The sequence below is a fragment of the Campylobacter australis genome (assembly GCF_050586305.1).
GTDB lineage: Bacteria > Campylobacterota > Campylobacteria > Campylobacterales > Campylobacteraceae > Campylobacter_A.
In genome coordinates this window covers 333,609-348,798 of record NZ_JAXUAA010000002.1, presented here as the reverse complement: position 1 = coordinate 348,798, position 15,190 = coordinate 333,609, and the positions used below count along the sequence as shown (strand labels likewise).

The window sequence follows — 15,190 nt, the reverse complement described above, 5'->3', positions numbered from 1 at the left end:
ATGAAAATATTTAAAAAAATAAAATTATGGTTTTATGTGAATTTTATTTTTGATTTTATATCCCTTATGCCAACTTATTTTGGTATAAAACTAAGAAGGCTTTTTATAAAAAAATTTGCAAAAAAATGTGGTAAAAATTTTACTGCACATGATGCCGTTTTTTTCTTTTATCCAAAAAATTTAGAAATTGGAGATAATGTAAGTATAAGCAGAAATACAATTATTCAATCTATGTCTAGACTTACAATAGGAGATAATGTTATGATTGCGTCAAACTGCAATATAATGACAGCTCACCACGGTTATAGTAGGTCTGATTTGCCAATGAATTTGCAGCAAAATACTACAAACGAATTGATTATAAATGATGATGTATGGATAGGAAATGGGGTTGTTTTAACATCTGGTGCAAGAAAGGTTGAAATAGCAAAAGGTGTTGTTATAGCGGCAAATTCTGTCGTTACAAAAAGTATTTTAGAAGAAAATACTATATGGGGGGGGGCAACCAGCACATTTTATAAAGAAAAGATTTGTGCATAATGAGTAAAAAATTTTTATGCACTACTGGACTTGAAGAAAGTTGGGATTTGAATGCTCAATCATATATTTTGCTTGGAGAATATTATGAATCTATTTTACGGAAAAAATTAAGTCAGAATTCAGAAATTATAGCTCTTGATTATCTTTGGAAAGATGAAGAGAATATAGACAAAGGGATTTCTTTTTGCAAGAATACATATGAAAAGACAATTGAGTATTTGACTAAAATTTTAAATCAATATCATGGCGTTAATAAGGATATTTTATATTGGAAAAGGCTAATGGGATCTTGGCTGTACTTATATATTATGGCAATATATGACAGATATTCGCATTTAAAATTAGCTTATAGTAAATTTGACGATCTTTTTACAAATACTATGGATACAAAAGCATACTCTTTTATTGGAACTAGTGATGATTACTTTAAGCTTATATGTACAAATGATTATTATAATTTGCAACTTTATTCTCAAATTATAAATTATTTAAATTTAAGAAATAAAATAATAGATGTAAAGCCAAATTTTGTAATTTCTGGCATCAGAATAAATCAATCCAAATTTTCAATAAAATCTACCTTAAAAAAAATTGTTTATTTTATTGTAGCCCGTGGCAGTAGTTTTTTAAATTCACTTTTTTCTAAAAATTCTGTCTTAGTTGTTCAGCCATATTTTAAAAGTGATTTTTTCAAAAAATTATTAAAATTGACTTGGAAATCAAAATTTCTTTTTATATTTGACAATTTTCAGTATAAAGTTTCAATAGATGCAAACCCAAGTTTGGAGCAAAGAAAGAAGCTCTTTGGAATAAAAAAATTCGATAATGAGTTTGAAAATTTATTATTTGATACTATGGTTTATAATTTTCCAATGATTTTTTTAGAAGCTTACCATAAGTTTAATTCAAGTGTTAAACGATTAAATATAAAAAAAATAGATGCTCTTTATAGTGCAAATGCATTAAAAAATAGTGAAATTTTTAGATTTTATGCATCTGAAAATATGGATAATATAAAAATAATCTATTCACAACATGGTGGCAATTACGGAATTGATAAAATTAGTATAAATGAATTTTTAGAAATCGATTTTTCAGACTTTTACTTTACATATGGTTGGACTAATGATGAAGGAAAACGCATTAGACCCATTTCTCAACCGCCAATTTTATCATCAAATAAGAGCAGTAATGATATAGTTTTGATAATGAATTATTTTTCAAAGTATTTTTATATATTTCATTATCTAGAAGATGCTGGAAAAAGTATAAAATATATTGAAAATACAAAGAATTTTTTATTAAATTTTAAATATATTGATAGTGTTACTATAAGACCATATATGATTGATGATGGCTGGAATTTTAAACAAAGACTACTTGATACTGGATTAAAATTAAAATTTGATAATTCTACCAGCTACTATAAACAGATAGCTGAGTCAAGACTTAATATTTTTGATCATATGCATACTGGTTTTATGGAGTCTTTATCTATAAATAAGCCAACAATAGTATTCATTGCAGATGTTTATGCTTTTAGAGATGATGCGAAAGATTATATCAATCTACTGATTGATGCAAATATCCTATTCCTAAATGCAGAACGGTGTGCTATATTTTTAAATAAAATATATGATAGTGTGGAAAAATGGTGGGATAGTGATGCGGTTCAAAAAGCTAGAATGATGTTTTTGGATAGGTATTTTAAAACATCTGATAATTGGGTAGATGAATGGGTTGCCGAGTTTAATGGCATTTTGGAAAAATAATGAAAGAGACAAGTTTTAAAAAGAGATATGTTTTTAAGCTCGTTTCAAGTATTATAAATGCAATTATTAATACTGTAATGGTTGCCATTGTTCCTAAATATTTGGGACCCGTAAATTATGGTTTTTTTACATATTTCCAAAATTTTTTCAGTCAAATGATTGGTTTTTTAGATTTTGGCTCATCTACGGCATTTTTTACAAAACTTAGTGCTGATGGCAACAGAAAGTCTTTGCTTGTATTTTATACTTTATATATTTTCTTTATTTTTTTGATTTGTATCGGATTTGTTTTGGTTATAAAGTTTATACAAATAGAGAATTTATTTTTTCCATATATGCCGCATGAATATATTTTTTATGGTATGTTTTTTGGATTTTTGACTTGGTTGACTCAAATTTGTATTAAGATTTCAGATGCTTATGCTCTTACGGTAAGTGTAGAAATGATTAAAATTTTTCATAAACTTTCTATGCTTGGACTGATTTTTTATATTGTATTTAATTTTTCATTAAATTTACAAAGCTACTTTATTTATCAGTTTATCTCTTTTGGTGTTTTTTTACTTGTTGTTTTGGTTGTATTTTTAAAGAGTAAAATTTTTTATGATTTGCCGAGATTAACACCGGATTTGTTTAGAAGTATATCAAATGAATTTATAAAATTTTGTCATCCACTGGTTGTCCATTCTGTTGTTACTGGATTTGCAGCCTTTTTTGATATTTGGCTTTTGCAAAAGGTTTCTGGTGGAGCAGAAGTTGGATTTTATGGACTTTCGTATAGCTTGGTCGCTGTTACTTTTATATTTTCAGCCTCTATGACACCCATAATCACAAGAGAATTCTCTCTAAATTATGCCAATAAAAACTATGAAGCACTAAAAACACAGCTTATTAAATATTCTCCACCACTTTATTGTATAGCTGCCTTTTTTGGAGTTTTTATATCGTTTCATTCTAGTGAAATTTTGCAAATTTTCGTTGATGATAAATTCAAAGGTGCTACCTTTGCGTTAAGTATTATGGCATTTTATCCGCTTCATCAAACATATGGGCAGATAAGCAACGGACTTTTATATGCTAGCTCTAGGACAAATTTGGCTAGAAATATCTCGCTTTATATAACACCTTTTGGGATTTTGATCAGTTTTATTTTGATATATTTTTTTCGTTTTGGCTCTGTAGGACTTGCCTTAAAAATAGTTTTAATACAAATAATAAGTGTCAATATCTCTCTTTATTTTAATACAAAAATGCTTGGCATAGGTATAAAATTTTTTATTTACCACCAAATTTATTCAGTTTGTATATTTGTAATTTTAGCCTTTTTTTCAGGATTTTTTAAATTTTTTGAAAGTGTTTTGCTAAATTTTTTCGTATTTGGCTTTTTTTATGTTTGTTTTGTTATAATTTCGTTTTTGTTATTTCCAAGATTATTGACGGCTGATGATGCAAAGAGTGCTGTCTATTTGCAAAGGATTAAAAGTGTCTTTAAAAAATAAACTTAAAAACAATGAAATAACGATAGGCTCTTGGATAACAATAGCTCATCCATCGGTTGTTGAAGTGATGGCTAGTGCTGGGTTTGAGTGGCTTGTTGTTGATATGGAACATACCTCTATAGATCTTTTTCAGGCTCAAATTTTAATCTCAACAATACAATCTTGCGGACTTAAAGCACTTGTTAGGGTGGCTAAAAATGAAGAAGTAACTATAAAAAAAGTTTTAGACATGGGTGCTGATGGCATTATAGTTCCCATGATTAAAAATTTATCTGATGCAAAACAGGCGGTTGATTATGCAAAATATCCACCAACTGGAAAAAGAGGCGTTGGGCTTTTTAGGGCTCAAAAATATGGGTCTGGATTTAATGAATACAAAAATTTTATGAAAGATGAGCTTGTTATAATAGCTCAAATAGAGCATTTTGAAGCAGTTGATAACATAGAAGAAATCATCAATATAGATGGTATTGATGGAGTTATAATAGGACCTTACGATTTATCTGCTAGTATGGGACTTGCTGGGCAGTATGATGATGCAAGAGTTGTTGAACGCATTGATAGAGTTGTAAAAATTTGCAAGGATAGAAATTTCCCATCCGGGTTTCACATTATACAAACAGATGCAAAACATATTCAGGATAAAATTTCTCTTGGTTGCAAATTTTTGGCTTATAGTTTGGATTTTTTATTTTTGGGCGATTGTGCGAGAGATGGAATGCGAAAAATTAAAGAGGAGTTAAAATGAACATAATATCAATCATACCAGCTAGAATGGGTTCAAGTCGTTTTCCTGGTAAGCCGATGAAAGAGATTTTGGGTATACCAATGATTGGGCATGTCTATAAGCGAGTAAAAATGAGTAAAATTTTAAACGAAGTTTATGTAGCAACCTGTGACAGTGAAATTTTTGATTATATTGTCTCAATTGGGGGCAAGGCTATTATGACTAGTGATACTCACGAGAGATGTTCTGATAGATGCGCGGAAGCTATGCTTAAAATAGAGGCTCAAAGTGGGCAAAAGTGCGATATAGTGGTTATGGTTCAAGGTGATGAGCCGCTAACTTTCCCCGAAATGATAAATGAGGCAGTAGAGCCCATGGTTAAAGATGATAAAATTTTAATTACAAATTTGATGGCAGATCTGCCAGACCTATACTCTTTTGAAAATCCAAACGAGGTAAAAGTGGTAGTTGATAAAAATAACAATGCACTCTATTTTAGCAGAGAACCAGTTCCTAGTCGCAAAAAGGGCGTTTTAGATGTTCCTATGAAAAAACAGGTTTGTGTGATACCATTTAGGCGAGATTTTTTATTGCAGTACAACCAAATGCAACCAACTGCACTTGAAGTAATCGAATCTGTTGATATGATGAGAATTTTAGAAAATGGACTTGATGTAAAAATGGTGCCAACTAGTTTTATCACAAAAGCTGTTGATACAAAAGAAGATTTGGTTGAAGTCTCGGAAATGATGGCAGAGGATAGGCTCTTTGAAATTTATAAGAAAAATATTTAATCTATCTTTTCAAATTTATATCGCATTTTTTAAATATATTCCAACTGAGATTGGCGTTAGACTTAGGTATTTTGCCTATAAGCCACTTTTTAAAAAAACAGATGGGTTTTTTAGGATAGACTGTGGCGTTACTATTTTGGGTTTTAAAAATATTAAGATTGGTAAAAATGCTAAATTTATGGAGCGTAGCTACATTTATGCCAATGAGGGGGGGGGGTTATAATAGGTGATAATTTTGCCATGAATACAAATTCTCAAATCGGAGCATCTGGTGGAGAAATCATCATAGGTGACAACTGTTGTATTGGTCCAAATTGCGTTTTAAGATCAGCTGATCATAATATAAAAAATTTACAAATTCCCATTAATAAACAGGGGCATATTGGTGGAAAGATTATTTTAGAAAATGATGTCTGGATAGCTTCAAATTGCGTTATATTAAAAGATGTTACACTTAAAAAAGGCACAGTTGTCGCAGCTGGTGCTGTGGTAAATAAAAATTTTGATGCATATAGTGTTCTTGGCGGTGTTCCAGCAAAGGTGATTAAAAAAAGAGAATAAACAAGGGGTTAAAATGAGTGTAAAGTCTGTAATATTTAATTTTGCAAAAAAGGCTTATGTTTGTTCGGCATTTGTCATTCCAGGTTATTTGGGCAAGAGATTTCGTTGTGAAGTTTCAGAACAGATGGTTGTCATAGATGAGATAAAAACTATTTACGGAAAAATTAAATATTTTTGTTTCGGACATATCTCTTTGTGGCGTTCAAAAACACTTTTTAGTAAAGAGCCAGAGATGATAGAGTGGCTTGATGCCATACCAAAGATGACCGGAAATAAGCCAACTATTTTTTGGGATATAGGTGCAAACATTGGGTTGTATTCTGTCTATGCTGGTATTAAAGGCTTGAATGTTTTTGCCTTTGAGCCATCTGCTTTAAATACCTTGTTTTTATCTAAAAATATAGAAATAAATGGGCTAAAAGATAGTGTCATTTTATATCCGATAGCAGTTAGCGATAAGAGTGAATTTGGATTTTTAAATATGTCAAGCACTCAACTGGGGGGGGCTTTTAATGAATTTAGTGATGAAAATTTACAAAAGGTTGGACAGGGTGATTATGAAATGAGTGTCGTTTTTAGACAGGGAATGTTTTCATATAGTATAGATGAGCTTGTGTGTAAATATGGTTTCGAAGCGCCGAATTTCATTAAAATAGATGTTGATAGTATAGAAGATAAGATAATATATGGCGCAAAAGAAGTTTTATCAAGAGATAATTGCGTGAAGTCAATCTTTGTCGAGCTTGATGAGTTTGATCTAAGAACGCAAGAGGTTATAAAATTTTTATCAGATAAGGGTTTTGAGCTAAAAGCCAAAAAACACTCAGATTTATTTAATGATAGTAAATTTAAAACTCAGTTTAATTATATTTTTGAAAGAGAGTGATGAAATTTTTAGTAACTGGTGGAGCTGGTTTTATCGGTGGAGCTTTGGCAAAAAGGCTTTTGTTGCAGGGTGATGAAGTATATATAATTGATAATTTAAAAACTGGCTACCTATCAAATGTTACAAAAGGGGCTATTTTCATAAATGGTGATTTTAGCAACGATGAAATCATATGCAAGCTAAATGATTTGAGATTTGATGGGATCTATCATATAGGCGGACAAAGTAGCGGTGAGATAAGTTTTGAAGATCCAGAGTATGATATACAGACAAATACAGTATCAACATTAAAACTTTTACAATATGCCGTAAAAAATAAAATCCCAAAATTTATATACGCTAGTACAATGTCTGTTTATGGCGAACAAGATGGAAAAGAGAGATTTTCGGAAACAGACAAGACAAATCCTAAGTCATTTTATGCAGTTGGAAAACTTGCTAGCGAAAAATATATGGATATTTTTTCAAAGCATTTTGGTATCAAGTGTGTTTCGTTAAGGTATTTTAATGTTTATGGGCCAGGGCAAAATTTACAAAATCTAAAACAAGGGATGGTTAGTATATACTTAAAACAGTTTCTTGATGATAGTTTTAAAAGAGTGATTGTAAAGGGTGATTTGGCAAGATTTAGGGATTTGGTCTATATAGATGATGTTGTGAGTGTAACGATCGATGCTATGCAAAAAGATATTTATGATAACCAAATTTTAAATGTCGGCACAGGCAAAAAAACAACTGTTGGTGAGATTTTAGAACTGATTAGAAAAGTTACGAAATCAACAAAACAGATTGAAGTCCAGTCTGGTACTCCTGGTGATCAGTTTGGTATCTATGCTGATAATTCAAAACTAATGTCGCTTTATAAAAAACCTATTGTGGAGTTTGAAATTGGACTTAAAAATATGATAGAGTGGATCAAAAATGAATAATATTATCCAAGAAAAAGTAATAATTGCTAAAACAGCAAATGTTAGTAATTCGACTTTAAAATATTATTCAAGACTTAAAGATTATGTTGAGTTTAGGGATAGTGAGCTTGGGAAGTATAGCTATGTGTCTCAATATAGCGTTATAAATAGAACAAAAATAGGCAAATTTTGCTCTATTGCCAGCGGTGTTTATATTGGACTTTGGGAGCACAATACCGATGTATCAACACACTCATTTTATCTTTATGAGCATTGTGGAAATTTTGTAAAAGGCTATAAAAGCTATAAAAAAGACGATATTACAACAAGTGTAGGAAATGATGTTTGGATAGGTGCAAATTCTATTATTTTAAAAGGAGTTAGTGTCTCAGATGGTGCAATAATAGGAGGTGGAGCGGTAGTAACAAAGGATGTGCCAGCATATGCGGTTATGGTTGGAAATCCGGCTAAAATCTTAAAATTTAGATATCCAAAAGAAGATATAGAATTTATGTTGCGGATAAAATGGTGGGATTTTAGTAGGCAAAAATTACAAAATTTAGTCGATCAAAATGCCTTTGATAATTTTCATAAATTTAAAAAAATAGTTATGGGGGGGGGTATGAGGTCATCTCTTCTTAGTCAAAATATTTACTCGTTAAAGGTTGCCTAGATGAAGTGCAGATTGTGTCAAAGTAACAAAGGTCAAAAACTTAGAGCAACAGATGTTTTTGGCGGCACGCAAGAGCATAAATTTTGGGAGTGCAACAATTGCGGAGTTGTCTATCTGTATCCGTATTTATCACCAGAACAAGAGAGGGAATTTTATAAAAAAGAATTTGAAAAATTTATGTCAAAGCGTGTTGGAGACCATAGGGATTGGAGTGGAGCCAAAGAGCACTCGATAAGCAATCTTGACCAGGTAAAAAGAAGATGGAAATTTCTGCAAAAGCATCTAGATATACATAAAGATGTTGGTGCAAATAAATTATTAGAAATAGGCTGCTCATCTGGATTTATGCTTAGTGCTTTTAGGGATTATGGTTTTGATTGTTATGGGATTGAGCCATCTGGTGAGTTTTTAGAATTTTTGCATAAAAATGACTTTAATGCCTATGAGAGTTTTGAAGAGCTTGTGCTTGCAAATAATGGGATTAAATTTGATATTATAACTCATTTTTTTGTATTTGAGCATATTTCAGATCCGCTTAGTTTTTTAAAAAACACCTATGATTTATTAAATGAGGGGGGGGTTATTGTGGCTGAGATACCGTCTTGCACAGATATTCTTACCTCTGGTTATAAAATTCCAGCCTTTGAAAAATTTTATTGGTCAATAGCTCACCATTACTACTATAACCCAAAATCCATAAAATATATTATGGATAAGCTCGGCTATAAATATGAAATTTTACCAGAACAAAGATACGATCTATCTAATCATATTACATGGCTTATGGATGGTATTCCAGGAGGACAAGGTAGATTTGAATTTTTCTCACAAGCTACACTAGATAGCTATAATCAAGATCTTAAAAATGCTTTTAAGTGTGATACTATGATTTTATTTATTTATAAATAGCAAGGATTTGCAATGCAACAAAAATTGGCAATAGCAGCTACTTCACCGTCTTTTTGTAAAAATAGTGTTTTGCGGAATGCAATTTGTAAGATTTTTCCAAATACTAGGTTAAATTTAGAAGGAAAAAAATTTAGCAAAGGTGAACTTGTTGAGTTTATAAAAGATTGCGATGGTGTAATCGTCGGTCTTGAAGAGATTGATGCTAATCTGCTTAGCAAATGCAAAAATCTAAAAATTATTTCAAAATATGGTGTTGGGTTAAACAATATAGACTTGGATGCTGTCAAAAAAAGAGATATAAAGATAGGTTGGAGCGGTGGCGTAAATAGGCTTTCTGTTGCCGAAATGACACTTGGATATATGATAATGTTTTGTAGAAATTTATTTGTTACTTCAAATCAGTTAAAAAATGGTATTTGGAATAAATCTGGCGGTTTTGAGCTTAGTGGTAAAAAAGTGGGCATAATTGGTGTCGGCTTTATAGGGAAAGAACTCATAAGACTCTTAAAGCCTTTTGGGTGCGAAATTTATGTTAACGACATAATTAATCAAGATCAATACTATGCTGAAAATGGATTAAAAAGTGTAAGCAAGAATGAAATTTTTAGTATTTGTGATATCGTAAGCATACATACACCTTATGATAAAAGTACAGAAAATATGGTTGATTTGGAAATTTTTAAAACTATGAAAAAGAGCAGTTTTGTCATAAATAGTGCAAGGGGTGGAATCTTAAATGAAAACGATCTAAAATTTGCTTTAAAAAATGGACTTATTGCCGGTGCCGCAATTGACACTTATATCGATGAACCACCAACTGATATGGATTTGTTGTCGTTGCCAAATTTAATATGCACTCCGCATATTGGAGGTAATTCACAAGAGGCTGTTCTGGCTATGGGAATGAGCGCAATAAAACATTTGAAGGAATTTTTTTACAAATGAAAAAGGTTGTGATTTTTGGCGGAAGTGGTTTTTTGGGTGGTTATGTAGCTGATGAGCTAACTAGGCGTGATTATAGTGTGATTGTGGCTGATAAATTTTGTTCGGATTATATCAAGGATAGGTATAAATTTGTTGAAGCTGATATTTTGGATGAAAAAAGTGTAGAAATGGCGGTTTTAGGTGCTGATATAGTTTATAATTTTGCTGCAGTTGCAGAGCTTGAAGAAGCTATAGCAAATCCTATTAAAACTATCAATATAAATGTTTTAGGAAATTCTCATATTTTGCAAGCTTGCAGAAATTCAAAAACTGTTCAAAGGTTTGTATATGCAAGTAGTGCTTATGCTTTAAGTATCGATGGTTCGTTTTATGGGATTAGTAAATATGCTTCTGAAAAAATTACGGCTGAATATTATAGAAGATATGGATTAAAATATACCATTATAAGATATGGCTCCTTGTATGGTGAAAGGGCAAGTTATAATAATTATATCTACAATCTTTTGACAAAGGCATTAAGAACGGGTAGATTGGAATATAAAGGGGATGGTCAGGATTTAAGAGAGTATATACACGCAGCTGATGCGGCAAGACTTTCAGTTGATATTTTGCAAGATATTCAGTATGAAAACGAGCATGTTATTTTGACTGGAATAGAGAAATTAAAAAGATTGGAGCTTTTGACTATGATAAATGAAATGCTTCAAAATAGACTTGAAATTTGTCAAATTTCTGATAGCAATTTTGGTCATTATAAGATTACTCCATACTCGTTTCACCCAACTACCGCCAAAAAACTCGTCGCAAATCCATATATAGATATAGGGCAAGGTTTGCTTGAATGTATTCAAGAAATTTATCAAAAACAGCAAGAAAAGCAAGATGATTAAGTTTCTTTCATACGCTATCAATGAAAATACTCCCACATATGGCAACAAAGATAAATTTAACATATCAAAAACCACTTGCATAAGCGAAGGTGCAGTTGCAAATAATAGTTTTATTTCCACAACAACTCATATTGGAACTCATATTGATATGCCATATCATTTTTACGAAAATGGACAGAGCATCTGTGATTTTGATGATAGTTTTTGGATTTTCAAAAATGTAGTTATAGTTTGCATAAATCCTTTAAGCCTTGTAATTGAAAAAGAGTTGATGCATAGTCTAGAAAATTTTGACTCAGATTGTGACTTTCTTATCGTTAAAACAGGCAGTTGCCTTTTTAGAGATGATAGTAAATATACAGAGGTAAATTATGGCTTTTCTCCAAATCTTTATGATTTTTTATTAAGCAAGATGCCAAATTTAAAAGTTTTTGGATTTGACACTATCTCTGTTTCAAGTTTTAAACATAGAGAGATTGGCAGAGATGCACATAGGCGATTTTTGAATCCAGATCGTCCAATATTGCTTTTAGAGGATATGGATTTAAATTCTGTTGATGAAAACACAAAATTTAGTCAAGTTGTTATTGCTCCACTTAGGATACAAAACTGTGATGGTTTGCCGTGTAGCGTGATTGGATTTATTGATGATTAAAAATATTATTTTTGATTTTGATGGAGTTGTGATTAATAGTATGCCTATTCGCGGATTTGGGTTTAGAAAAATTTTTGAAAATTTTGATAAAGAACAAGTTGATAAATTGATAGAATTTCATAATCAAAATGGAGGTCTTTCAAGGTTCATAAAAATAAGATATTTTTATGAAAGTATTTTAAATTCACATATTGGCGATGATGAAGTTCTCAAATATGCAGAAAAATTTAGTCAAATTATGAAAAAAATGCTTTGCAATAAAAAAATTTTAATACAAGATACTGTTGATTTTATTTTATCAAATTATGACAAATTTAATATGCATATAGTATCTGGATCAGAAGAAAATGAGTTAAATTTTCTATGCAAAAAGCTTGAAATATATAAATATTTTAAAACCATACAGGGTTCCCCAACAATCAAGCAAAATATACTTATGGATATTTTAGATAAATTTTCTTACCAAAAAAATGAAACTATATTAATCGGCGATAGTATAAATGATTATGACGCAGCAGTTGCGAATAAGATAGAATTTTACGGATTTAATAATATTGTATTAAAAAAATACTCAAAAACATATATTGATAGTTTTAAAAATCTGGATTTAATGCAGGAATTTGGGCTATGATTAAAGGTGGTTTTGATCCAATGTATTTAAATGAAAAGTATTTACAAAACAAAGATGGGTTTCACACATATATCAATAATATAAAAAGAAATAGTAAATGGGATATATATACTATAACTAATAACACATTAATAAAAAATCCATATTTAAGCACCTTCCCACTTAATTTTTTCTTATCAAAATCACCTAAAGATAGTATTGTTAGATTATTAATCAGAAATTTTGTGTTGTATTACATTAAAGGTTTTTACTATTTTATCTCATATTTTATCTCATATTTGATATTTAAATTTTATGGCAAAAGAATAGACAATAGTAAAATAGAAAATATAGTAGATACATTTTGTGTTGTTGATAATGTGAATAATTTAGGCTACTATAAAGAAGCATATTTGAGTGGTATATATGAAATTTTAGATGACTTTAATAAAAAATATTTTGTTTTATTAAGGCTTTATGGCATTAATAAAAATCCTTTTAAACTTATCAAGATGATAAAAATAATCAATAAAGATAGTAAAAATTTTATTTTTGAGTATGATGTCTTTGAGTTATTTGATTTCTTAATGTTATTTTGGATGTATGCTGCTTATCCTTTTAAAACTCTAAGATTGTTTCAAAAAAATAAAAACAAATATGATCAAATTTTCAATAAATCACTTATGCAAGATATTTCTAAATTTAACTTTCAGTCCTTTGTTAGGTATATTGTTGGAAAAAATCTAGCGAAGTTGCAAAATATAAAAAATATATACTCTTGGTCAGAATTTCAAGTGATTGAAAGAAGTTTTAATCTTGGCATTAGAAGACATAATAAAAATATAAAAATCTATGCAATTCAAGCTTTTATTGGTTATGAGATTTATTTTAATGCTATCGTAGATGATTTGGATTTTCAGATGCTTTCAAGTCCGCATAAAGTTTTTGTAAACGGCAAGCATTATCTTCAAAAGCGAAATCAGGTTATGTATGATATTTGTCCATCCTTTAGATATCAAAAGATATTTGAATTTGACGGCATAAGATCTGAAAGTAATATATTGTGCCTCGGATCTTATGTTTTAAATGATACATATAATATGTTAAAAATTTTGTCTAGCTTAAAAATGGATATTGTTTTTAAAAATCATCCTTCTGTAAATTTATCATCCTTTGGGCGGTTACCAAATAATATCAATGTATCAAATGAAGAAATATATAAACTTTTTGAAAACTCAAAAATAGTTATTTGCACCGCGTCGGGAACTGCCGTTGAAGCTGTAGCTTGTGGTTTATCGGTTATTATTATAGCGAGTTTTGATAATTTTACCGCAAATCCATTGGTGGATATTGGAAAGGGTGAAATTTGGGATTTAGTTTATGATTTTGATGAATTAGATACCGTTTTAAATATCTTACTAAAATTTAGAAATAGTAATCCACAAAAAGTCAATAATTTGTCTGCTTGGTATCGTGAAAATTTCTTTACTAAAATTACAAAAAGAAATCTAGATAAGGTATTTGTATGATAAAAAAAATAGTGGATAATTTATTTATTTACCCACATTATAAAATGAATATTTTTAGTGGGACAAATACAATCAAGGATTTTTTTGGGGTTTTTGGATATATGTTAAATCCTAAAAAAAATGATAGCAAAGATTATTTAATCGAATATAAGCAAAGAATAGATTGTAAAATTGGTACAAACTCTTTTTTGTTTGCCAGTGGCAGAATGGGATTTTATACCATTTTAAAAAGTATAGATATAAAACCAGGCGATGAAATAATAGTTCCTTCATTTACATGTGTAGTTGTTATTAATGCTATTTTATATTGTGGCGCAAAGCCTGTTTATTGTGATATTACTCAAACTGACTTTAATATAGATATTTTAAAAATAGAAAAATTAATAACGCCAAAAACAAGAATTATTTACGCCCAGCATACCTTTGGTCAAATGTGTGATATTGAAAATTTATTAATAATTACAAAAAAATATAGTATAATTTTGATTGAAGATGCCGCTCTTTCACTTGGTGCAAACAAGAATGGTAAATTTGCTGGAACAATCGGAGATTTTGGATACTATTCAACTGATAGAAGCAAGGTTATAAATACTGGGCTTGGTGGGATTGTAAGTGTAAATAATCCTATGTTTTTAGATAAATTTAATCAATTATATTCAAATGTTGAAAACCTAGATTATAAAATGGTATTTAAAATTTCATTTACATTTTTGGCAAATTTGATATTATTGCACCCTTTGGTTTATTGGATCGGAAAAATCATAAATTTGGTTTTACAAAAATTTGGCTTTTTGGTTTATTTTTTTGATGAAAATTTAAGAAGCAAGGATGATATAAAAAAATATCCATATCCAGCAAAAATGCCAAATATTTTGGCAAAAGTTGGTATATCGCAAATAGAAAGTCTTTCTAAAAATATACAAAATAGAAAACAAAAGGCAAAATTTTACAATAACATATTAAAATTTTACTCAGAAGAATATATGAATATGCCTGAAAATATATTTTTAAGATATAGTTTTTTAATAAATAATCGTGATAAATGGGAGAGAAAATTTTCTAAAGTAATTGATTTGTCGGTATGGTTTAAAAGTATCGCAAGCGGTTGCAATGATATTGCTAGTCTTGGATATAAAAGAGGGCAAAATCCTGTCTCTGAATATGTTTGCGAACATATATTTAATCTTCCAACTCATGATAACATAAATTGTAAAAAGATTAAAAAGTTGCTTATGGAGTTAAAAAATTCAGGAGATATTATAACATCTAAGTATATAATATAAATAGGAGCT

At 29.7% G+C, this 15,190-nt stretch carries 17 protein-coding genes; all 17 read left to right on the top strand.

Translation table 11 applies throughout. The annotated features are described in order from the left end of the window. Genes U5B17_RS04725 through U5B17_RS04645 form a run of 17 tightly spaced genes read left to right on the top strand, consistent with a single transcriptional unit; the run spans position 1 to position 15,181 of the window. Positions 1-540: an acyltransferase gene (locus tag U5B17_RS04725; protein ID WP_430804212.1), complete on the top strand. Its 540-nt coding sequence runs from the start codon at positions 1-3 to the stop codon at positions 538-540. Continuing rightward, on the top strand, positions 540-2,312 hold the full coding sequence (locus tag U5B17_RS04720; RefSeq protein WP_430804211.1) for an LIC12162 family transferase: 1,773 nt from the start codon (positions 540-542) through the stop codon (positions 2,310-2,312). Before U5B17_RS04725 ends, U5B17_RS04720 begins: the two co-directional genes overlap by 1 nt. Beyond that, positions 2,312-3,811 carry a lipopolysaccharide biosynthesis protein gene (locus U5B17_RS04715; protein WP_430804210.1) on the top strand — a complete coding sequence of 500 codons (1,500 nt, stop codon included), beginning with the start codon at positions 2,312-2,314 and terminating at the stop codon, positions 3,809-3,811. The genes U5B17_RS04720 and U5B17_RS04715 overlap by 1 nt, the downstream gene beginning before the upstream one ends. Continuing rightward, positions 3,795-4,559: an HpcH/HpaI aldolase family protein gene (locus U5B17_RS04710; RefSeq protein ID WP_430804209.1), complete on the top strand. Its 765-nt coding sequence runs from the start codon at positions 3,795-3,797 to the stop codon at positions 4,557-4,559. The genes U5B17_RS04715 and U5B17_RS04710 overlap by 17 nt, the downstream gene beginning before the upstream one ends. Next, the gene (kdsB, locus tag U5B17_RS04705; protein ID WP_430804208.1) at positions 4,556-5,332 is read left to right on the top strand and encodes a 3-deoxy-manno-octulosonate cytidylyltransferase; all 777 of its coding nucleotides are present in this window, start codon (positions 4,556-4,558) and stop codon (positions 5,330-5,332) included. The genes U5B17_RS04710 and kdsB overlap by 4 nt, the downstream gene beginning before the upstream one ends. After that, positions 5,307-5,555 (top strand): hypothetical protein, encoded by a 249-nt coding sequence (locus U5B17_RS04700; RefSeq protein WP_430804207.1) that lies wholly within the window; start codon positions 5,307-5,309, stop codon positions 5,553-5,555. Before kdsB ends, U5B17_RS04700 begins: the two co-directional genes overlap by 26 nt. 17 nt (positions 5,556-5,572) lie before the next feature. Continuing rightward, positions 5,573-5,893, top strand: a complete 321-nt coding sequence (locus tag U5B17_RS04695; protein ID WP_430804206.1) for an acyltransferase — start codon at positions 5,573-5,575, stop codon at positions 5,891-5,893. Positions 5,894-5,906: 13 nt separating this feature from the next. Beyond that, on the top strand, positions 5,907-6,779 hold the full coding sequence (locus U5B17_RS04690; RefSeq protein ID WP_430804205.1) for an FkbM family methyltransferase: 873 nt from the start codon (positions 5,907-5,909) through the stop codon (positions 6,777-6,779). Continuing rightward, entirely contained in the window at positions 6,779-7,708 is a 930-nt protein-coding gene (locus tag U5B17_RS04685; RefSeq protein WP_430804204.1) for an NAD-dependent epimerase/dehydratase family protein, read from the top strand. The genes U5B17_RS04690 and U5B17_RS04685 overlap by 1 nt, the downstream gene beginning before the upstream one ends. Beyond that, positions 7,701-8,360: a CatB-related O-acetyltransferase gene (locus U5B17_RS04680; RefSeq protein WP_430804203.1), complete on the top strand. Its 660-nt coding sequence runs from the start codon at positions 7,701-7,703 to the stop codon at positions 8,358-8,360. Before U5B17_RS04685 ends, U5B17_RS04680 begins: the two co-directional genes overlap by 8 nt. Beyond that, complete coding sequence (locus U5B17_RS04675) at positions 8,361-9,269, top strand: class I SAM-dependent methyltransferase (RefSeq protein ID WP_430804202.1); 909 nt, start codon at positions 8,361-8,363, stop codon at positions 9,267-9,269. 12 nt (positions 9,270-9,281) lie between these two features. Continuing rightward, positions 9,282-10,214, top strand: a complete 933-nt coding sequence (locus U5B17_RS04670; protein ID WP_430804201.1) for a phosphoglycerate dehydrogenase — start codon at positions 9,282-9,284, stop codon at positions 10,212-10,214. Next, a complete protein-coding gene (locus U5B17_RS04665) occupies positions 10,211-11,104 on the top strand; it encodes an NAD-dependent epimerase/dehydratase family protein (RefSeq protein ID WP_430804200.1) in 894 nt (297 codons plus the stop codon). The genes U5B17_RS04670 and U5B17_RS04665 overlap by 4 nt, the downstream gene beginning before the upstream one ends. Then, entirely contained in the window at positions 11,097-11,759 is a 663-nt protein-coding gene (locus U5B17_RS04660) for a cyclase family protein (protein WP_430804199.1), read from the top strand. The genes U5B17_RS04665 and U5B17_RS04660 overlap by 8 nt, the downstream gene beginning before the upstream one ends. Beyond that, positions 11,752-12,390 (top strand): HAD family hydrolase, encoded by a 639-nt coding sequence (locus U5B17_RS04655; protein ID WP_430804198.1) that lies wholly within the window; start codon positions 11,752-11,754, stop codon positions 12,388-12,390. Before U5B17_RS04660 ends, U5B17_RS04655 begins: the two co-directional genes overlap by 8 nt. Next, positions 12,387-13,898, top strand: a complete 1,512-nt coding sequence (locus U5B17_RS04650; RefSeq protein WP_430804197.1) for a hypothetical protein — start codon at positions 12,387-12,389, stop codon at positions 13,896-13,898. The genes U5B17_RS04655 and U5B17_RS04650 overlap by 4 nt, the downstream gene beginning before the upstream one ends. After that, positions 13,895-15,181 carry an aminotransferase class I/II-fold pyridoxal phosphate-dependent enzyme gene (locus tag U5B17_RS04645; RefSeq protein ID WP_430804196.1) on the top strand — a complete coding sequence of 429 codons (1,287 nt, stop codon included), beginning with the start codon at positions 13,895-13,897 and terminating at the stop codon, positions 15,179-15,181. The genes U5B17_RS04650 and U5B17_RS04645 overlap by 4 nt, the downstream gene beginning before the upstream one ends. The last annotated feature ends 9 nt before the right edge of the window (positions 15,182-15,190 follow it).

Coding starts and splice junctions, on each gene's coding strand:
- U5B17_RS04725 (WP_430804212.1), top strand. CDS start 1: ATGAAAATATTTAAAAAAATAAAATTATGGTTTTATGTGAATTTTATT.
- U5B17_RS04720 (WP_430804211.1), top strand. CDS start 540: ATGAGTAAAAAATTTTTATGCACTACTGGACTTGAAGAAAGTTGGGAT.
- U5B17_RS04715 (WP_430804210.1), top strand. CDS start 2,312: ATGAAAGAGACAAGTTTTAAAAAGAGATATGTTTTTAAGCTCGTTTCA.
- kdsB (WP_430804208.1), top strand. CDS start 4,556: ATGAACATAATATCAATCATACCAGCTAGAATGGGTTCAAGTCGTTTT.
- U5B17_RS04695 (WP_430804206.1), top strand. CDS start 5,573: ATGAATACAAATTCTCAAATCGGAGCATCTGGTGGAGAAATCATCATA.
- U5B17_RS04690 (WP_430804205.1), top strand. CDS start 5,907: ATGAGTGTAAAGTCTGTAATATTTAATTTTGCAAAAAAGGCTTATGTT.
- U5B17_RS04685 (WP_430804204.1), top strand. CDS start 6,779: ATGAAATTTTTAGTAACTGGTGGAGCTGGTTTTATCGGTGGAGCTTTG.
- U5B17_RS04680 (WP_430804203.1), top strand. CDS start 7,701: ATGAATAATATTATCCAAGAAAAAGTAATAATTGCTAAAACAGCAAAT.
- U5B17_RS04675 (WP_430804202.1), top strand. CDS start 8,361: ATGAAGTGCAGATTGTGTCAAAGTAACAAAGGTCAAAAACTTAGAGCA.
- U5B17_RS04670 (WP_430804201.1), top strand. CDS start 9,282: ATGCAACAAAAATTGGCAATAGCAGCTACTTCACCGTCTTTTTGTAAA.
- U5B17_RS04665 (WP_430804200.1), top strand. CDS start 10,211: ATGAAAAAGGTTGTGATTTTTGGCGGAAGTGGTTTTTTGGGTGGTTAT.
- U5B17_RS04660 (WP_430804199.1), top strand. CDS start 11,097: ATGATTAAGTTTCTTTCATACGCTATCAATGAAAATACTCCCACATAT.
- U5B17_RS04655 (WP_430804198.1), top strand. CDS start 11,752: ATGATTAAAAATATTATTTTTGATTTTGATGGAGTTGTGATTAATAGT.
- U5B17_RS04650 (WP_430804197.1), top strand. CDS start 12,387: ATGATTAAAGGTGGTTTTGATCCAATGTATTTAAATGAAAAGTATTTA.
- U5B17_RS04645 (WP_430804196.1), top strand. CDS start 13,895: ATGATAAAAAAAATAGTGGATAATTTATTTATTTACCCACATTATAAA.